Annotated in this window: 18 protein-coding genes; 3 read left to right on the forward strand and 15 right to left on the reverse strand. The window is 40.9% G+C overall.

The window, feature by feature from the left end; genetic code table 11:
- Nucleotides 1-124 precede the first annotated feature (124 nt).
- Nucleotides 125-1,360 carry an ROK family transcriptional regulator gene (locus EWE74_RS10970; protein ID WP_130141592.1) on the forward strand — a complete coding sequence of 412 codons (1,236 nt, stop codon included), beginning with the start codon at nucleotides 125-127 and terminating at the stop codon, nucleotides 1,358-1,360.
- A gap of 6 nt (nucleotides 1,361-1,366) precedes the next feature.
- Here EWE74_RS10970 and metG read toward each other — a convergent pair whose 3' ends face one another.
- Entirely contained in the window at nucleotides 1,367-3,436 is a 2,070-nt protein-coding gene (gene metG, locus EWE74_RS10975; protein WP_130141593.1) for a methionine--tRNA ligase, read from the reverse strand.
- A 100-nt stretch (nucleotides 3,437-3,536) separates the two neighbouring features.
- On the opposite strand from metG, the gene EWE74_RS10980 reads away from it, so the two are divergent.
- Together EWE74_RS10980 and pckA are read left to right on the forward strand one after the other, a co-directional pair.
- Nucleotides 3,537-4,448 (forward strand): S66 peptidase family protein, encoded by a 912-nt coding sequence (locus EWE74_RS10980; RefSeq protein ID WP_130141594.1) that lies wholly within the window; start codon nucleotides 3,537-3,539, stop codon nucleotides 4,446-4,448.
- Nucleotides 4,449-4,591: 143 nt separating this feature from the next.
- A complete protein-coding gene (pckA, locus tag EWE74_RS10985) occupies nucleotides 4,592-6,202 on the forward strand; it encodes a phosphoenolpyruvate carboxykinase (ATP) (RefSeq protein ID WP_206365204.1) in 1,611 nt (536 codons plus the stop codon).
- Between the two features lie 2 nt (nucleotides 6,203-6,204).
- On the opposite strand, the gene EWE74_RS10990 is transcribed toward pckA, so the two are convergent.
- The 14 genes from EWE74_RS10990 to nrfD form a co-directional block, all read right to left on the reverse strand.
- Nucleotides 6,205-6,669, reverse strand: coding sequence for an ABC transporter ATPase (locus EWE74_RS10990; RefSeq protein ID WP_130141596.1), 465 nt, complete (start codon nucleotides 6,667-6,669; stop codon nucleotides 6,205-6,207).
- Between the two features lie 34 nt (nucleotides 6,670-6,703).
- Entirely contained in the window at nucleotides 6,704-7,240 is a 537-nt protein-coding gene (locus EWE74_RS10995) for a DUF420 domain-containing protein (protein WP_130141597.1), read from the reverse strand.
- A gap of 12 nt (nucleotides 7,241-7,252) precedes the next feature.
- Nucleotides 7,253-7,972 carry an SCO family protein gene (locus EWE74_RS11000; RefSeq protein ID WP_130141598.1) on the reverse strand — a complete coding sequence of 240 codons (720 nt, stop codon included), beginning with the start codon at nucleotides 7,970-7,972 and terminating at the stop codon, nucleotides 7,253-7,255.
- Nucleotides 7,973-7,993: 21 nt separating this feature from the next.
- Complete coding sequence (locus EWE74_RS11005; protein WP_130141599.1) at nucleotides 7,994-8,371, reverse strand: cytochrome C oxidase subunit IV family protein; 378 nt, start codon at nucleotides 8,369-8,371, stop codon at nucleotides 7,994-7,996.
- Nucleotides 8,372-8,408: 37 nt separating this feature from the next.
- A complete protein-coding gene (locus tag EWE74_RS11010) occupies nucleotides 8,409-9,146 on the reverse strand; it encodes a cytochrome c oxidase subunit 3 (protein WP_130141600.1) in 738 nt (245 codons plus the stop codon).
- Nucleotides 9,147-9,155: 9 nt separating this feature from the next.
- A complete protein-coding gene (locus EWE74_RS11015) occupies nucleotides 9,156-9,743 on the reverse strand; it encodes a cytochrome c oxidase subunit 3 (protein ID WP_130141601.1) in 588 nt (195 codons plus the stop codon).
- Nucleotides 9,744-10,652: a heme o synthase gene (gene cyoE / locus EWE74_RS11020; RefSeq protein WP_130141602.1), complete on the reverse strand. Its 909-nt coding sequence runs from the start codon at nucleotides 10,650-10,652 to the stop codon at nucleotides 9,744-9,746.
- 72 nt (nucleotides 10,653-10,724) lie between these two features.
- Nucleotides 10,725-11,768 carry a COX15/CtaA family protein gene (locus EWE74_RS11025; protein WP_130141603.1) on the reverse strand — a complete coding sequence of 348 codons (1,044 nt, stop codon included), beginning with the start codon at nucleotides 11,766-11,768 and terminating at the stop codon, nucleotides 10,725-10,727.
- Between the two features lie 33 nt (nucleotides 11,769-11,801).
- Complete coding sequence (locus EWE74_RS11030) at nucleotides 11,802-13,679, reverse strand: cytochrome c oxidase subunit I (protein WP_206365205.1); 1,878 nt, start codon at nucleotides 13,677-13,679, stop codon at nucleotides 11,802-11,804.
- A gap of 19 nt (nucleotides 13,680-13,698) precedes the next feature.
- Complete coding sequence (locus EWE74_RS11035) at nucleotides 13,699-15,042, reverse strand: cytochrome c oxidase subunit II (RefSeq protein ID WP_239018625.1); 1,344 nt, start codon at nucleotides 15,040-15,042, stop codon at nucleotides 13,699-13,701.
- A 45-nt stretch (nucleotides 15,043-15,087) separates the two neighbouring features.
- A complete protein-coding gene (locus tag EWE74_RS11040) occupies nucleotides 15,088-16,323 on the reverse strand; it encodes a quinol:cytochrome C oxidoreductase (RefSeq protein ID WP_130141604.1) in 1,236 nt (411 codons plus the stop codon).
- A gap of 19 nt (nucleotides 16,324-16,342) precedes the next feature.
- Nucleotides 16,343-16,972, reverse strand: coding sequence for a c-type cytochrome (locus EWE74_RS11045; protein ID WP_317125952.1), 630 nt, complete (start codon nucleotides 16,970-16,972; stop codon nucleotides 16,343-16,345).
- Nucleotides 16,965-17,501 carry a DUF3341 domain-containing protein gene (locus tag EWE74_RS11050; RefSeq protein ID WP_130141606.1) on the reverse strand — a complete coding sequence of 179 codons (537 nt, stop codon included), beginning with the start codon at nucleotides 17,499-17,501 and terminating at the stop codon, nucleotides 16,965-16,967. Before EWE74_RS11050 ends, EWE74_RS11045 begins: the two co-directional genes overlap by 8 nt.
- Nucleotides 17,502-17,507: 6 nt before the next feature.
- Complete coding sequence (nrfD, locus tag EWE74_RS11055; protein ID WP_130141607.1) at nucleotides 17,508-18,992, reverse strand: NrfD/PsrC family molybdoenzyme membrane anchor subunit; 1,485 nt, start codon at nucleotides 18,990-18,992, stop codon at nucleotides 17,508-17,510.
- Nucleotides 18,993-19,017 lie beyond the last annotated feature (25 nt).

Consider the following 19,017-nt stretch of genomic DNA (forward strand, 5'->3'; position numbering starts at 1 on the left):
TATTCATAAAAGGATTATCATAACAAAATATTTTTCAATACAACCTATCATCAGCATCATTTTTTGCTTTATTCTAGCTTTTACGCTATCAATTCAGTATAATTGCATTTCTAGGGATTGTCGGATGAAGTCAATAAATGAAGTTTTTTCTCCACTAAAGTTGGAGATGACACAGAGTAACGCGGTGCTATATAAAACTGCACTTTTAAAACAGGAAATAATAGTTTTCTTAATCAAGCATGAAAGAGCTACTATTGCCGAACTTGCGCAAGCAACAAAAACCAGTATACCCAAAATCAATGAAACGGTAACAGAACTTATTGAAGACGGTCTCGTACTTGATTATGGCAAAATTGTAAATGGTGTTGGCCGAAAACCGAATATATATGGCCTTAATCCCGATTGTGCTTATTTCGTTTCCGTGGAAGCGAACAGGCATCATATGAATATTGCCATCATCAACTTTGCTGAAGAAATTACACTCATCAAAAAAGATATACCTTTTATATTGGAAAATACACCGGCTTCTTTTGACACCCTTTGTTCTCTGGTGGAGGATTTCATACAGGAATCAGGATATGAGCGTTCTAAATTTGCGGGCTTAGGGTTGAACTTAACAGGTCGTATAAACCACGATACGGGAAATAGCTACAGTTACTTTAACTTTCATGGGAAACCATTGAGTACCGTATTGGCCGAACGGTTTTCTATTTCCGCCTATATAGAAAACGATACACGCGCTATGGCTTTTGGAGAGTATGCTAAAGGTATTGTGAAGACAGAAAAAAACATACTTTTTATAAATCTGGACGAAGGAATCGGGATGGGTATCATCATTAATGGTGTCTTATATTCCGGTAAATCGGGTTATGCGGGTGAGTTCGGACATATGCCTTTTCTTAACAATGATTTGTTGTGCCATTGTGGCAAAAAAGGATGTCTTGAAACAGAAGCTTCCGGCTTAGCGCTAATTCAACAAATGAAAACGGCCATTTCCAAAGGTGTATCCACACTTTTAACCGATACAGTACCTGATCTCGAACAGCTTAAATTGCAAGACATCGTGACCGCGGCATTACGGGACGATATGCTATCCATCGATCTTATATCCCAAGCAGGTGGGAAAATAGGCAAAGGAATCGCTATATTATTGAATCTTTTTAATCCAGAGCTCGTCATTCTAGGTGGAAAGATAGCAAGGTCTGGATCGTTAATTATGTTACCCGTACTTTCTGCGATCAACAAATACTCGTTAAGCTTGGTCAATACCGACACGCAGTTCAAAACATCGCAATTGGATGATACAGCTGGACTCCTTGGCACAAGTCTTTTGATCAGAAATCGGCTGTTAGGCATTTAGCCTAACCTACCTTACCGAACTACCCGGTTTAATCGTCGAAGTTGGATTAACGAAATCTAACCTACCATCTGCATCTTCCGCCATTAGGATCATCCCTTGTGATGTAATGCCTTTGATAACACGCGGCTCCAGATTCACTAATATAGAAACTTGTTTACCGACAATGTCCGCTGGATTGAAAAACTCGGCGATGCCCGAAACAACTGTTCGTTGATCAATACCCGTATCGATTTTAAGCTTCAAGAGCTTCTTTGTTTTCGCTACTTTCTCAGCTTCCAAAATTGTTCCTACACGAATATCCATCTTTAGGAAATCTTCGTAAGTGATATTTGCTTTCGCGGGTTCGGCTTGTGCCGCCGCCGCTGCGTTTTTTGTCTTCGCCTCTTCTAGTTTTTGCAATTGGAAGTCCACTTGTTCATCGGTAATCTTTTCAAATAACAGTTGTGCTTCACTTAACACATGTCCTGCTGCAATAAGATTTTGCTGCCCTGCCCTCGACCAATCTTGCGATTCCATATCCAACATCGCAAATAACTTGTTTGCTGTTTTCGGAAGAAACGGCTGTGACAATACCGCTAGATTAGCGACAATCTGTGCGGCGACATACATCACGGTTTTTACGCGCTCGGGATTTTCCTTATATACCTTCCAAGGTTCTTCATCGGCCAGGTATTTATTGCCCAAACGGGCGACATTCATAAAATGGCTCAATGCCTCCCGAAACCGATATTGTGCGATCGTTTGGCTGATTAGTGGTGGATAGCTTGCTAACTCGTCCAATGTCGCTTGATCCCCTTCCGTCAATGCCTCTCCTAAAGAAACCTGCCCTTCAAAATATTTATGAGACAACACCATCACACGATTCACAAAGTTACCGAAAATGGCCACAAGCTCGTTATTTACGCGCGCTTGAAAATCCTTCCATGTAAATTCACTATCTGATGTCTCCGGCAGAATCGAGGTTAACACATAACGTAACTCATCTTGTTTACCTGAAAACTCCCGTAAATACTCGTGCAACCATACTGCATGATTTCGGGACGTAGACAATTTATCTCCTTCTAGGTTTAAAAACTCATTCGCCGGAACGTTCTCAGGCAATATATAGTCACCATGTGCATGTAATATCGCCGGAAAAGTAATGCAGTGAAATACAATATTATCTTTCCCGATAAAGTGAATGAGGGTGGAGTCATCCGATGTATCAGCTTGTTTTTTCCAGTACTTTTCCCAATCTTGATTGTTATCGAGAGCCCATTGTTTCGTAGCCGAAATATATCCTATCGGTGCATCCAGCCAAACGTACAATTTCTTTCCTTTCGCTTCCTCAAGTGGAACATCAACGCCCCAATCTAAATCACGTGTCATAGAACGGGGCTGCAAGCCCGATTTTAACCAAGATTGACATTGTCCAAAAACATTCGGTTTTAACACACCTTTTTTTCCCTCGATCAGCCATTTTTCTAACCAAGGTTGATACTTATCCAACGGGAGATACCAGTGCTTAGTCTCCCTCAATACAGGTGTTTTTCCACTTAATGTTGATTTAGGATTGATGAGGTCTGTTGGGTTCAATGAGGTTCCGCATTTCTCACATTGATCGCCATAAGCACCTTCATTATGGCAGTGCGGACAGGTCCCCACAATATATCGATCAGCTAAGAATTGATGGTATTCCTCGTCATAATATTGTTCAGAAAATTTTTCGATAAATTCGCCTTTCTCGTAAAGATTCATAAAAAACTCTTGTGATAGCTCGTGATGTACCTTTTCCGAAGTACGGTGATAAATATCAAACTCAATCCCGAATTCCTCAAAGCTCTCTTTGATTTGCTGATTATACTTATCAATAATCTCCCGTGGTGTTACCCCTTCTTTCTTTGCTTTAATCGTAATAGCCGCCCCATGTTCATCCGAGCCACAGACAAACACTACATCTTTATGGTTCAAACGAAGGAAACGTGCGAAAATATCAGCAGGTATATAAGCGCCCGCAAGGTGCCCGATATGTAAAGGGCCATTTGCATAAGGCAAAGCCGATGTAATAGTAAAACGATTTTTAGATAAGATACTCAACGTATACAGATTTTTAAGTTGACAAAAAATTAAACCGAAGAAATACTTGTTTCTTTGGCAAAGATAACTCAAATTGCGCGTATAATAATAAGGACGGGGCATGAAAACACCAGAATTTCTTAAAGAAGGAGATAAAGTCGCCATTGTTTGTCCGGCGAGTTATATCAAAGGAAATATCGATATAGCGGTGAAAGTCTTGAGTGACTGGGGACTTCACGTCGAAATAGGCAAAAGCGTAACCTCCCAATTTCACCAATTTGCCGGAACAGATGATGTACGCAGACAGGATTTACAGGCTGTACTTGACGATCCGGACATTAAAGCTATTTTCGCTGCTCGCGGTGGTTATGGTACAGTTAGGATTATCGACCAATTAGACTTCCGAAAGTTCAAAAAACATCCGAAGTGGATTGTCGGATTCAGTGATGTTACCGTACTTCATAGCCACCTTCACAACAAAGTTGGTATATGCAGTATACACGGACAGATGCCGAAGTCTTTTGATGAAAGTACTACAGCAGCCTTAACATCTTTAAGACATGCCCTTTTTGGAAAAAAAACAGATTTCAACTACCGTCAAAATACATTCCCCAACCGCTCTGGCAAGGGATATGGCCGCTTAATTGGCGGTAACCTAGCCATCCTTCACAGTATTTTAGCCTCTCCCTCCGATGGAAAATATGATAACAAGATACTCTTTATCGAAGACGTGGGAGAACAGCATTACAATATCGATCGCATGTTATGGACACTTAAGAGGGCCTATAAACTTTCCAAATTACAGGGTCTAATTGTAGGTGGCTTTACGGCATTAAAAGACAGCAATCCACCCTTTGGCCAACGGTTTGAAGAGATTATCATGGACAAAGTCGCCGAATACGATTTCCCGGTGTGCTTCGGTTTTCCTGCTGGACACATGGAGAATAATCATAGCCTTATTTTTGGAAAAGAAGTGATGCTGAAAGTGAATCAAAAAGAGGCTTGGTTGAGCTATAGCGACATCAAAGCTTGATGTGTTAATTATTCTGCAAAACACAACAAAAACCAAATATTCATCTATTTTATCCAATAGTATACGAAAATTATCCTGCACTGTCTTTCCATAGATATTCTCCCTACTTTCGTTTCATAAACTAAATCATGATTCTTATGATTATGGAAACGAAACATCCGAACCCATTTCGCGCCGATTATTTCTTGGCTGCTGCTTCTTCAACAATCTATCTTAATCAAGATGCAAATACGTTAGTCCAACAGACGCTAGATCGCGGACAAGGGAAACTAAGCGACACCGGGGCGCTTTGCATCCAGACCGGAAAGTTTACGGGACGTTCTCCTAAAGACCGGTTTATCGTTCGCGATAAATTCACGGAAAATACCGTTGACTGGGGAGAAATCAATATTCCGATCGCCCCCGAAATCTTCGATAATCTGTTGGAGAAAATGGAAGCGTTTATTCAAGACAAAGAATTGTGGGTACGCCATTGTTATGCCGGAGCAAATCCCTCCTACCGACTCCATGTTACGGTTATTAATACCACACCTTGGGCGAATCTGTTCTGTCATCATCTTTTCTTACGACCTGCTGTCGATGACCCTGAAAACGATCAACAAGAATGGACCATATTACAGGTACCGGAGTTCTTAGCGAATCCCGCAATTGACCAAACACGACAGGAAAATTTCACCATGATCAATTTCAGCAAAAAAATGATTTTGATAGGCGGCTCCGCCTATACCGGTGAAATGAAAAAAGGAATCTTTTCTGTCTTGAACTTCATACTACCTCACCAATATAATGTACTTCCGATGCACTGTTCAGCAAATGAAGGAGAGCAGGGCGATGTTGCTCTATTCTTTGGATTAAGTGGTACAGGTAAGACGACACTATCCGCTGACGTTAACCGGAAGTTAATTGGCGACGATGAACACGGCTGGGCCGACGATAGCGTTTTTAATTTCGAAGGAGGTTGTTACGCCAAATGTATCGATCTACACCCGGACAAAGAACCCCAGATATATGCTGCCATAAAACATCCTACACTTCTGGAAAATGTAGGTTTTTTTTCAGGCACAAATAAAGTTGATTTTAGTGATGCTGGTATTACGGAAAATACGCGGGCAGCCTACCCTATTGATCATATTAAAAATGCAAAAGAATACGCTGTCGGCAACATACCGAAAAATATCTTTTTCTTAACTTGTGACGCTTTTGGCGTGCTGCCCCCGATCGCTAAACTTACGAAGGTGCAGGCAATGTACCACTTCTTATCTGGATATACGGCCAAAGTGGCTGGAACAGAAGTCGGCGTCCGCGAACCGCAAAGTACCTTTTCCGCATGCTTCGGAAGAGTTTTTCTTCCGCTTCATCCGACAAGATACGCCGAATTATTAGGGAAGAAATTAGATGCATATCCCGAAGTGAACGTTTGGCTAGTGAACACCGGCTGGACAGGAGGTGCCTATGGGATTGGAAAAAGAATCAGCCTACATCATACCCGTGCGATGGTACAAGCGGCTATTCAAGGACACCTTACGGATCAACCCTATACCCGCCACCCTCATTTTGGTGTTCTAATGCCCAAAACATGCCCCGGTGTTCCGGTAGAAATACTTAACCCGCGGAATACTTGGAAAAATAAGGAAGCATACGATAAACAAGCTGAAACGTTGGCAAAGCTTTTTGTTCAGCATTCTGAACAATATCAGGCAGAGGCCAGTCAGGAAATACGAAATGCTTCACCTGGACTGATCCAGAAGGTTTGATTCTATAAAAATACTTTGGAGTGCCAACTTGCTTTCATTGGCACTTCCCATTTTGTCGCCAATTCTTCAGCAGAGGTTACCATATTATTAAAGACAACAACGGTATCGGAATTAACCTCGTCCTTCGCCAACAAGCTCCGAAAAACATTTTGTGGAACTACCTGAATAGGTTCGTTCGCCGATCTTCGAAAGGCTATTTGTAAGCGATCAAATAACGATACCTCCAACGCTTGCTCTATTTTCTTTAAGAGATGAACCGACTTATCAATAGAACATCCTGTTACCATTGCCTTCTCTTCGTCTACCATTAGGACAATAAACAAGTCGTAACGAATTTCGAATGATCCCGCCAATTGGTTGCCATGGGCTGTCCATTGTGCTACAAATTCCTGTAAAATTTGCTCTATTTTACGAATCTCATCCTGTAGAAAAAAACGATTGCTTTGATAAATCCAAACTCTTTTCATTTTTTTAGTATTGTGAAGTTGTTATTTACAGCTCTCAACTATAATAAGGTGAAATCATCAAATAGACAATAACCCCCGTTACGGCCACATATAACCACATAGGGTAGGTAATACGCGCCAGCTTCTTATGCCGCTCATACGCGCCTGCAATACCGCGTACAAATGTAAACAATACAAACGGTATGATGATAATGGACAATAGAATATGGGATATCAATATAAAGAAATAAATATACCGGATTACCCCTTCACCACCGTAAGATGTAGATTCGGAGGTCATGTGGTAAGCGACATACATCAATAAGAAGGCAACAGAACAGCCCATACATACCTTGATAAGATTTTCGTGCAATTTCACATTGCCTCTTTTAATCGCCGATATCGCTACCACCAACAATACAGCGGTTATTCCATTGATCGTGGCATAAATTGGCGGTAGAAAGGTTAAGGGTTCTACATCATAACCCAATTTTCTTAAATTGACCCCAAATAGCACCGCTACTGCTAACGGAATAATGATGGAAAGCGCTACAATCCACTTTTTGTACTTCTTCTCTTCTGCTGTCATCATGCGAATGTATACTTATTGTTTTTCTACTTTCATTGGTCTGTTCCTGATCTCCTCTACCATCAGCAATTTTATCTCATCTTCCAAGCGATCTATCTCCCCCTTTAGACTTATATCGTAGAAACCACGAATACGGCCTTTGGAGTCCAGCAACACCAATTGGTTACTAATCAAAAAACGTGTTGAATCAGTCGGATCCGGCATTGCATCAATAAGCAATTGTTCCCGAGCGTAGCCAAAGATATCCACATTCGCATTATGGACAACATGCCAATGCTTCCCGGTCATGTTTTTATATCCATGCATAAAGGCGTTCACATCTGCTTGGGTATCTGTACTATCAACCGAAATAGAGAAAAAATTCACCTTAGAATTCTCTTGAAAACGCGTGGCTAACATATCCATGTGATCTAACATCAATCGTGAAAAAGCAGCGTCCCGAGTATAAAAAAGATGTGCTATGCTTATACAAGTATCTGGTGCGGGAAACGCCACATTTGCTCCTGCTCCATCATTAAAGCCAATATGGGATACCGTATGAAAAATCGTATCCGGGTACTCCCTGCCCCAGTTACGTTTCATTTCGCCACTCAGCTTCTTCTCTCCAAAAACGGGTAGCGAAGCATATTCATTAAAGCCAAATCTATTAACGGCTATATATAAAAATCCTGGCACCAGTAAGATTAATGCCAGGATAATTATCTTTGATTTACCTCTTTGAGTATGCTTACTCATTTAAAGCCTCCTCGTTACAACTTAATTATTGGGAAATAATGGATGTGATTGTAAATGATATAATAAATAATCACCTTCGATCAACATCAATACAATAAAGTATACAATAAAGATGAAACCGATACTCACACAGACAATAAAACCCGATTTCTCAAACTTCAGGTGCATGAAATAGGCAATGATGTAAAAAGCTTTTACCAACGTCAATGCAATATAAATTACATTAACGAATATCCCTTTTTGGAGGATACCCCAGTGGTGAACAAAACCTAAAGCGATCAAAAACTCTAGGGCGGTCAACGCTAAAAGGATAAAGAAAACTCTCCAAATTCCTTTTTTATCCATACCACCATGATCATGGTGGTCATGTGTTGTTGCTATATTTTCGTGATTAGACATTTCTGTTATATAGTAATGTGATAAATTCCGTAACCAATTAAATCAAATAGAAGAACGTAAATACGAATACCCATACTAAGTCTACAAAGTGCCAATAAAGACCTACCTTTTCAACCATTAAGTATGTACCTCTTCTTTCGAATGTATTATTGAGCGTCATGCTCAAAATGATAATATTCAATAAGATTCCGATCGATACGTGAAATCCGTGAAAACCTGTTATCGTGAAGAACAGATTAGAGAACTGTAAAGCAGCAGTATAGGATATATCCTTTGTAAAATAAGGCGCCAACGCTTGTGCTACAGCATCACCTTCCAAACCTGTTGCCGGGTTTCTTCCAAACCAAAAACCTTGATGATGTAAGTGTGTCCACTCGATAGCCTGACAGCCAACAAAAGCTAAACCACCCAAAATCGTCCACAGCATCCATTTTACGACCTCATCTTTCCTGTTCCGATGACCTGCATCAACAGCCAATACCATGGTTACAGATGACATAATCAAAATAAAGGTCATGATACCGACGAACACCAAAGGTTGTCCAGACTCGGCAATACCTGGAATAGATTGGAAAACCTTATCTGCATCAATCCACGTAGGCTGCGCAAATTTTTGCGCGCCATAGTAAATCAGAAATGCAGAAAACGTAAAGGCGTCCGACACCAAGAAAAACCACATCATGATTTTTCCATACTCCAAGTTCCAAGGCGACTTACCACCACTCCAAGGGCCGTCTTTTACCTTATCCAATTGCGATACAGTTGTTGTACTCATTGTTTACTATTATTGATTCAAAAGTAAGAAAACATAAATATAAATCCACAAAAGACCGAGAAAATGCCAAAATATAGTGGCTAAGTTCATGCGGAATTGGTTGTCCGGAAATGGGATCGGCTTCATAGCTCCCCATAAACATCTTACCAACACGATCAAACCCGCAATAATATGTGCCAAATGCATCCCCGTAAACACATAAATAAACGACTGCGATGCATTATTATTCACAAAATAAATACGTCTGTCTGCCAGTACGGACCAAGCATCGGTCTGTAAGACAAAAAATACGATACCCAATACTATAGTCAGCAATAAAAATAACTTTTGCTTGCCTAATTGCTCCAGTTTCGTTGCACGATAAGCCAAATGCAAGGTTAAGCTACTCGCCACAATAATAATCGTACTATATATAAAAGTATCCGGCAAAATAGTTTTTATCCCTTTATCTACTCCACTAGCCGTATACACGATGAATCCACTGGACAATGCAGCAAACATCATAAACATACCAATCATACCTAGCCAGAGGTTAAACTTCTTGGCTTTCCTTGATTGAATTAATTCTTCTGTTGTATAATCGTCCGTATGCTCCATCTATTTCAAAGGAATAAAATCAAATAACAAAACCAATTGCGTTAATGGCAAATAAATGAACGATGTAAACATCACTTTCTTTGCCGTAGCATCGGTCATTTCTTTTATGTGCTTAAAACCATAATAAGCAAACAACAATCCGCCCAACAACGACACCACCGTAAATACCCAACCGCCAAAACCGTAGTACATAGGTAATACACCCACTGGAACCATCAATACAGCCGAAATAAAAATCATCCAAGCCGAGATTGTGTCTTTTCTTGTTGTCGGCAATAACCTAAACCCCGCTCGCTTATAATCCTCGTCAGCAACCCAGGCAATCGCCCAAAAATGTGGAAACTGCCAAAAAAACTGAATCAAGAACAATACCCAAGGTGTGATAACAATCGCTGCCTCACTAACAGCAGCATATTCAAAACCAAATCCCGCAGATTTAAAAGCAGCATAATAGCCAATTAACGGAGGCAATGCACCTGGAAAAGCACCGACAAACACAGCTATAGGCGATTTTTGCTTTAACGGCGTATACACAAACGCATATAGGATGATCGCGAAAACCGAAAGCAAGCCTGCTAAAAAATTAAGCCGGACAAGTAATAAGGTTCCAAAAATCCCCATAAACAAACTCAACACCAATGCTTGTCCTGTTGTCATTCTTCCTGCCGGCAACGGTCTGTCCTCCGTACGTTTCATCAGTTTATCGAGATCACGCTCAATAATTTCATTAAAACCGTTTGCAGAACCTGTTATCAGAAATCCACCAATTGTCAAAATCAACCAGTTTATCCAAATAATATCGCCCTGTTGCTTGGCTCCAATCAAAAACGAAATAGAAGCCGAGAAAACAACGGTTAAGGTCAACCTAAGCTTAACTAATTTATTAAAATCAGAGATGAACTGCTTCATGAAAATCTTTATCCTCTTCTAAAAATGAACAAATATGCGTTAAAACCACAAATGTCTGTAACTTTGTTCATACTATCGTTTTAATTTTGTCATTAATAGCATCAAATAGTACAAGGCGCCAAAAAACAAGCTAGCGATAACCAAATGTGTAGTTTGCGCAACCGCCGGCACATTAAAACGAGCTAGAATAATTCCGGACATCATCTGAATGCCAATTAAAATTAGTACAGCCCAAGCGTATTTACTTTGCAATGTCAATGAACTAAACTTATTTTTTACCAGGAAGAACAGTAACACTGTCGTTCCTAACGATACATAAGCCAATATACGATGTATATCATAAGACGATCCTAACCGGGAAATCCATTCCTGACGTGAAACGCCTTCATCGTTTAAATGATCTATAGCTTCCCTCACTTCTGTGCCATAGACGACTTGTATCACCGTCAATACCAATAGGAATATCGCTATGCCTTTTAGCAAATCAAAACGATGATTAATCAGGATGCTTTTATTTCGCATGGTTGTGGCTAGATAGAACGTATATATACTAATGGCCACAATAACCAATGCTAAAAGCATGTGTACCGTAATAATCCAAGGCATCAAGTTCGTCGAAACAACAATAGAACCGAGCCAAGCCTGAAGAATTACTACAAAAAGATTTAGAACGCTCCACCATACAATAGATGGCTTACTTTTCCAATACGTAAACGAGAACAAGGCAGAAAACAACAAACAAAAGCCTACAATAACACCAACCAACCGGTTAATATACTCTGTCCAGGTTTTTGCGGCATTAAATTCTTCGTGCTGTAGAATGGACTCATCGTGGCGTATTTTATCCGCCATTTCAGGATAGCCAAAGAACGCAACGATTTTTGCAAAACGCTGATTCTTTTTAGCCCTTCCTTCCATATAATGTTTCTCATATCCCGAGGGAAGTTGTGAAACATCTGTCGGCGGGATTATGCGATTAAAGCATTTGGGCCAATCGGGACATCCCATTCCTGATCCTGTACTTCTGACGATTCCCCCTGCTGTGATAACAAGGAACAGAACAAAGATCGTAATCCTGTTTGTTCTAATGAATCGCTTCTCCGTACCGGGATACATAACACACCTCTTCTCTCTACTTCTACGTTAAATTTATCCTTCTATTACTTCTCTATTATTCTCTTTGTTCCATTCATTCTGAATGCGGATAGCCTCTTCGTTACCTTCAAAATCGTGTGGTAAATTTGAGCTCATTGTTTCAGAGAACGGTACTGTTTGCGGGATGAAATCCGTATCATGCCCTGGTTTACTATAATCGTAAGGCCAACGATAAACCGTAGGAATCTCACCTGGCCAATTTCCGTGTATATGTTCTACTGGTGTAGTCCATTCCAATGTATTGGAATTCCACGGATTTTGTGTCGCCTTCTTGCCTTTCCAAATAGAAGCAAAGAAATTCCATAAGAAAGCTACTTGTGCTAAGCCCGCAACAATAGCAGACCAAGTAATTAGCAAGTTTACGGAAATCCATTTATCCATGAACGGGAATGCCGTAAATGTGTAATAACGACGAGGTACACCATCGATACCCATAAAGTGCATCGGGAAGAACACCAAATATGCGCCGATAAATGTTAACCAAAAATGAAGATATCCTAATTTTGTATCCATCATACGTCCAAACATTTTTGGATACCAATGATAGACACCAGCCAACATACCGAAAATCGATGCCGATCCCATCACTAAGTGGAAATGGGCTACCACAAAATAAGTGTCATGTAGATTAATGTCCAATGCAGCGTTACCCAAATACAAACCTGTAAGACCACCCGACACGAAGAATGAAACCATACCGATAGCGAACATCATCGCCGGTGTGAAACGTATATTACCTCTCCATAGTGTAGCTATATAGTTAAATGCTTTCACCGCAGACGGTACAGCAATAATCAACGTCGTAATCATGAATACGCCTCCTAAAAACGGATTCATACCGGTCACAAACATATGGTGACCCCAAACGATAAATGACAACACGGTAATACCAACCAAAGAGTATACCATCGCATGGTATCCGAAGATTGGTTTGCGAGAGTTTGTAGAGATAATCTCAGAAGTTAAACCTAATGCTGGCATAACCACGATATATACCTCTGGGTGACCTAAGAACCAGAACAAGTGCTGGAATAAAATAGGTGAACCACCTTCGTTTGGTAAAATTTCCCCTTGAACTACTAAATCGGAAAGGTAGAAAGATGTGCCTACCGAACGGTCAAAGAATAGAAGCACAACAGCCGAAACTAATACTGGGAATGACAACAAACCAACGATAGCTGTTAGGAAGAATGCCCATATCGTTAATGGCATTTTCCAAAGATCCATCCCTTTTGTACGCATATTCAATACAGTACTGATGTAGTTTACACCACCCAATACTTGAGAAGCGATAAACAAGGTCATACTAATCAACCACAATGTCATCCCCAAACCAGACCCCGGAATGGAAGTCGGCACGGACGATAATGGAGGATAAATGGTCCATCCAGCAGAAGCAGGCCCACTTTCTACGAAGAAAGATGCCACCATAATAACACACGCTGTAAAGAAGAACCAATAGGACAACATATTCATTAAAGGTGACGCCATATCGCGTGCACCCAACTGATATGGAATCAATAGGTTACTGAATGTACCTGACAAACCAGCTGTCAATACAAAGAATACCATCATGGTACCGTGAATAGTCACCAACGATAGGAAAAACTCGGGTTTCATCCGTCCACCTTCGGCCCATTTACCTAAGAAGACCTCTAAAATCGGAAAATCTGTATCCGGCCACGCTAACTGGATACGAAATAAGATAGAAAGCAACATAGCGAAGACTGCCATCACAATACCTGTGATCAAAAATTGCTTCGCAATCATCTTGTGATCCTGACTGAAGATATACTTCGTCAAAAAGGTCTCTTGATGATGATCATGTGCGTCATGATGCGCTGCGCCGTGCGATATAACTGTACTTGACATATTCGTTTTATAAATTTCTTTAGTTTAATGAAGCTGTAGTGAATTCTTTCGAATCTCCCGAATCTACCGCGGCAAATTCTTTCTGCAAATCTTCAGTAAAATACTTGTTCTGCGTACTCAACCATTCTTTATATTCTTCCTCCGTAACTACCACAACTTTTTTCTGCATATTGTAGTGACCCGATCCACAAATCTTGTTACAAAGCATGACAAAATCATACTTCGGATCGTTCATTTTCTCACGCATATCTTCCGTAGTCATTGTTGGCGTAAACTGGAAGTAGTTGGTCATTCCCGGTACGGCGTTTATCTGTACACGGAAATCAGGAATATAGAACGAGTGAATAATATCTTTTGAAATAATATGGAAACGCACAGATTTATTTACCGGAATAACAATGTCTGATGCCTGGATATCATCCCACGCATGCTTATCGTTAAAATCGATACCATAAGAGTTCATCGGTGTCGTCATTTTATAGTTACGTTTCCCGATTACCCCATCAGCTCCCGGATAACGAATTTGCCATTGGAACTGCTCACCCAAAACTTCCACCTGAATAGCAGATTTCTGCAAATCCTCCGGAACATTGGTAATAGACCTCCAAGTAAAGAAACCGAACAATACCAAAACCGTTAAGACAACAGCTGGTACAATTGTCCAAATTTTCTCTATCGTATCGTTATGTGGATAATAGTACGCTTTTGTTCCTTTACGCATTCTATAGATATACGGGAACGTCAATAGTAAAATATGTACCAGTACCAATACAATGGTGATGATCACCGTCGTAATGATAAACATGGTATCTATACGTTCACCGTGTTCCGTAACCGCCGAACGCCAGGCCCAATCTCCCCAAACTGCATATCCATAGTATACAAAGCCTAAAAAGGCAACTAGGAATATAACCAATAGAACCGACTGAAACGTGTTGTTCGCAAAAGGATTGTATTTGCCATTCATTTTACGAGTAAGCTCATAAATAGCCAACACCTTACCAACAACCGCCACAACTGTACAAACAATTAAAAATAAAAGAATGTAGTAAGTCATGTTTTTGTAAACCTGTGGGTCTATCTGAGGCCCCTCATCAACTACCGTAGAAGATGATGATGACGATGATGAGGTCGTTGTTGTTGCGGTCGCAGCCTCACCCTCCGCCGCCGTTGTATCCGCTACCACTCCTGTTGCAGCAGTATCAGCCTCACCCTCATCAACCGTATCAGCAGTGGCTGAAACAGCAGTATCTTGGGCTAATGAATCTTGCTGAAATGCAAAACTTGGTGTAGAGAACAACAATCCTACGGCTAGTAAGCATCCCAACACGGCTCTGAATCTGTTATTAATTTTAAATTTCATTTCTTATTAAAACGTTTAAACGTATTCTTATGCAATGATTAGAAACTATATTTGATGATGTAAACTCTCTTCCAAAAACGGATGATTTTTAGGAGCCAACGCATGTTTGCTCAACTTACTCATCACGAGGAATGTGAATAATCCGACAAAACCTATAGCTGTTCCAATCTCGATAAATCCGAACCCGCGATGATTCTCCACAGTACCCGGCATAATCATGATATAATAATCTAGCCAGTGTCCGCACAGCAACAAGATGGCAACGAACAACATTATTCCTTCCTTACGCTTCACATCGCGATCCATCAATAGCAACAACGGTGCTAAAAAGTTAATAATAATATTCAACCAGAACCAAGGCTTGTACTCTGGCTCCCATCTCTTGTAGAAATAAACTGTTTCCTCCGGAATGTTGGCGTACCAAATCAGCATAAACTGGGCAAACCATACATAAGTCCAGAAAATCGAAAAACCGAACATTAACTTCCCTAAATCATGTAGGTGGTTTTCGTTTACCCAAGCCAAATATCCAGCTTTTCGAACCAAAACGAGGATAATAACAATAGTCGCGATTCCACTAACCCACATTGCCGCGAAATTATACCAGCCGAACATGGTTGAAAACCAGTGTGCCTCCAATGACATAACGGTATCAAATGACCATATAGGTGTAGTAAAACCAAAGATGACTAAGAAAATAGCAGATAACTTAAAGCTCGTTTTATAAGAGTTCAATCCTCCCTCTAAGTCTTCTTTGTAGGACAATTTAGCTAAAATGAACGCAAATATACTATATGACCCCATGAACAAGATCTGACGAATCAAAAATCCAGGAATATTTAAGAAAGCTGATTTGCCAGCCACAAGCGCATCGTAATGTGGACTATCGGGATCTGTCAAGCCGTCAGCGTTCCAATGATGATATAAATTATGTGTGAATAATCCTACGCCAACAATCACAAACAAAATGATTGCTGCTATCGGTAACACGCTAGCCATAGCCTGTGGTATACGGATTAAACCCGCTGACCAACCTGATTGCGTGACAAATTGCAATGCTAAGAAAAACGCGCCCGCGGCACATACACAAGTGAAATAATAACCCATCAATAATAGGTTAGCGTATGTACGTTCAACCATAATATGGTCACTTGATAGAAGGCCGAAAGCGATAGCTACCACCCCTACAGCAATTCCAACCAAGCTGAGTATCTTAGCGATACCAGCGAATTGAAATTTTTCGCCGAAATTATAATCGTGATGATGATTGTGAGTTCCCATTTACTATATTGATGTTAGATTATTTTTTTTGTAATTCCTGTACGTACATGACAACCTGCCAACGTTCCTCCGGTGACAACTGTGAAGCGTGCGAGCCCATCGAGTTGTGCCCATAATAAATCGTATGGTATATTTTACCTACCGAAAGCTCACTCATTGCTCCACCGCGTGAAGAATTTGCCCCATCCGATTTTTGATAAGACGGCGGAGGAGGGAAATTCTCTAAGGCGCGCGTACCACGAGAATCCGTTACCGAACGGTCTTTCGTAATCGGGCCATCACCTTTACCATCCTTACCATGACACACCGCACAGTATGTATGATATAAGGCATCCCCTTTCGCCAAGTTTTCCTCTGTAACAGTCAATGGATTGGCCAACTCTCTACCTGCACGTTCGTATTCCTCTAACGAGTTATCGAATTCAAACCGCTCAAAACCAATTGGAGTCGTTTTTTCCGGTGGTAATTGCGCCGTCATTTTATTTTTAAAATTATTATTAGGCTGATCCGGATTGTAAGCAATCGGATCATACATATTTCTGGAGAATTCCCATCCTGTACTACGCGTCTTTCCATCGCCACAGCTGGAAACTACCGCCGCCAAAGCAAATGCGGCGCATACAGATCCAAGAAAATTCTTCTTATTCATAGCTAACATATTTTCTTTCATTGTATTTAACTTCAACCGCACCGGCATCCTTTAATAACGATTCAATTAACGCATGGTCTGCGTTCTCATGCGCATCAATGGCAATAATAAAACGATCATCTGAAGCTCTCAAGTCCATCACGCGCGGTGCACGACCAGGAAACAAATGGTTGCGAAAGAAAAACGTCGCCACCATACCTAATGCACAAAGCAAAATTGTAACCTCGAATGTAACCGGCACAAAGTTTGGCAACGGCAACGATGGTTTCCCCCCGATATTCATCGGCCAGTCATGCGCCATTGTATAATACAATAAGCTAAAACCTAAAACCGTACCTAATGCGCCAAAACAAAACGCCGCAATTGGTAAGCGCGATGGCTTAACACCCAACTTAGCTTCTATTCCATGAATAGGCATGGGCGTAAAACAATCATATATGCTGATATTGTTCGCTTGCAACTTGTCGATACCGTGCATCATTTCATCAGGATCGGCAAAACTACCTAATATATATTTTGTATTGCTCATTGCTTATTATTTTCTAACATCTAATGCCTTAATATCTTCTTCTGAAACAGAATCATATTTATCTAATGAATTCTGGAAGAATTTCACTTGTTCGTCTGGGAATGCACCCTCTTGCACCAACTTCGTCTTCTGTTGTAAACTTGCAGATTTCAATAATAATTTAACCTCTGCAATAGCGATACCCGGTAAGAAACGTAAGAACAACAAGAACAATGTGAAAAATAACCCAATGGAACCCACGAATATTCCAACGTCGACCCATGTAGGATAGAACATCGCCCAAGAAGATGGCAAGTAATCACGGTGTAAAGATGTCACGATAATCACGAAACGCTCAAACCACATCCCAATATTCACCACGATAGACAATACCCAAGAGATAGGAATACTCGTACGAATCTTCTTAAACCAAAACAACTGTGGTGAAATAACGTTACAGGTCATCATCGCCCAATACGCCCAAGCGTAGGGACCAGCAACACGGTTGGCGAACGCATACATCTCATATTCCGAGCCTGAATACCATGCAATAAACAACTCTGTCAAGTAAGCAACACCCACAATAGAACCGGTTACCATAATAATCTTGTTCATCGACTCGATGTGGAACATCGTAATGTAATTCTCAAAGTTCATCACCTTACGGAGAATTAACAAGAGGGTTTGTACCATCGCAAAACCGGAGAAAATCGCTCCTGCAACGAAATATGGAGGGAAGATGGTCGTGTGCCATCCCGGAATCACCGAAGTAGCAAAGTCCATAGATACAATCGTGTGGACCGAAAGTACAAGTGGTGTCGAAATCCCCGCCAAAATCAAGGAAACGATTTCAAAACGTTGCCATGTCTTAACAGAACCGTTCCATCCGAAAGACAGGACGCTGTATATCTTTTGTTTAAGGCCTGTAGCACGGTCACGTACCGATGCGATATCAGGTAAAAGACCACAGTACCAGAACACCAATGATACCGTAAAATAGGTAGAGATCGCAAATGCATCCCATACCAATGGTGAATTGAAGTTTACCCATAAGGATCCAAATTGGTTCGGTAATGGGAAAATCCAGTACGCTAACCATGGACGTCCCATGTGTGCAACAACATACGTAGCCGCACAGATAACGGCGAAGATCGTCATCGCCTCTGCAGAACGGTTAATGGAGTTACGCCAATTCTGACGGAAAAGTAATAACACGGCTGAAATCAACGTTCCGGCGTGACCGATACCTACCCACCATACAAAGTCGGTGATATCCCATGCCCAACCTACCGTTTTATTCAGTCCCCAAGCGCCGATTCCCGTCCAAAAGGTATATCCGACACTCACTACCCACAACATGGCTCCTAGAGCGGCTACAATAAAACCGATCCACCAAGCTTTGTTTGGTTTATTTTCAACCGGAAGCAAGATATCATCTGTCACTTTAGCATAAGTGATATCCTTGCCGGTTACTAATGGTTCTCTTAATATTGATTCGTTATGCGATGACATAGTTGTTTTATTTCAGATTAGAATA

It is taken from the genome of Sphingobacterium corticibacterium, assembly GCF_004208525.1.
Lineage (GTDB): Bacteria > Bacteroidota > Bacteroidia > Sphingobacteriales > Sphingobacteriaceae > Sphingobacterium > Sphingobacterium corticibacterium.

Excerpts from the sequence above, each read along its gene's own strand:
- EWE74_RS10970 (WP_130141592.1), top strand. The coding sequence starts at position 125 with ATGAAGTCAATAAATGAAGTTTTTTCTCCACTAAAGTTGGAGATGACA.
- EWE74_RS10980 (WP_130141594.1), top strand. The coding sequence starts at position 3,537 with ATGAAAACACCAGAATTTCTTAAAGAAGGAGATAAAGTCGCCATTGTT.
- pckA (WP_206365204.1), top strand. The coding sequence starts at position 4,592 with ATGGAAACGAAACATCCGAACCCATTTCGCGCCGATTATTTCTTGGCT.
- EWE74_RS10990 (WP_130141596.1), bottom strand. The coding sequence starts at position 6,669 with ATGAAAAGAGTTTGGATTTATCAAAGCAATCGTTTTTTTCTACAGGAT.
- EWE74_RS10995 (WP_130141597.1), bottom strand. The coding sequence starts at position 7,240 with ATGATGACAGCAGAAGAGAAGAAGTACAAAAAGTGGATTGTAGCGCTT.
- EWE74_RS11000 (WP_130141598.1), bottom strand. The coding sequence starts at position 7,972 with ATGAGTAAGCATACTCAAAGAGGTAAATCAAAGATAATTATCCTGGCA.
- EWE74_RS11005 (WP_130141599.1), bottom strand. The coding sequence starts at position 8,371 with ATGTCTAATCACGAAAATATAGCAACAACACATGACCACCATGATCAT.
- EWE74_RS11010 (WP_130141600.1), bottom strand. The coding sequence starts at position 9,146 with ATGAGTACAACAACTGTATCGCAATTGGATAAGGTAAAAGACGGCCCT.
- EWE74_RS11015 (WP_130141601.1), bottom strand. The coding sequence starts at position 9,743 with ATGGAGCATACGGACGATTATACAACAGAAGAATTAATTCAATCAAGG.
- cyoE (WP_130141602.1), bottom strand. The coding sequence starts at position 10,652 with ATGAAGCAGTTCATCTCTGATTTTAATAAATTAGTTAAGCTTAGGTTG.
- EWE74_RS11025 (WP_130141603.1), bottom strand. The coding sequence starts at position 11,768 with ATGTATCCCGGTACGGAGAAGCGATTCATTAGAACAAACAGGATTACG.
- EWE74_RS11030 (WP_206365205.1), bottom strand. The coding sequence starts at position 13,679 with ATGTCAAGTACAGTTATATCGCACGGCGCAGCGCATCATGACGCACAT.
- EWE74_RS11035 (WP_239018625.1), bottom strand. The coding sequence starts at position 15,042 with ATGAAATTTAAAATTAATAACAGATTCAGAGCCGTGTTGGGATGCTTA.
- EWE74_RS11040 (WP_130141604.1), bottom strand. The coding sequence starts at position 16,323 with ATGGGAACTCACAATCATCATCACGATTATAATTTCGGCGAAAAATTT.
- EWE74_RS11045 (WP_317125952.1), bottom strand. The coding sequence starts at position 16,972 with ATGAATAAGAAGAATTTTCTTGGATCTGTATGCGCCGCATTTGCTTTG.
- EWE74_RS11050 (WP_130141606.1), bottom strand. The coding sequence starts at position 17,501 with ATGAGCAATACAAAATATATATTAGGTAGTTTTGCCGATCCTGATGAA.
- nrfD (WP_130141607.1), bottom strand. The coding sequence starts at position 18,992 with ATGTCATCGCATAACGAATCAATATTAAGAGAACCATTAGTAACCGGC.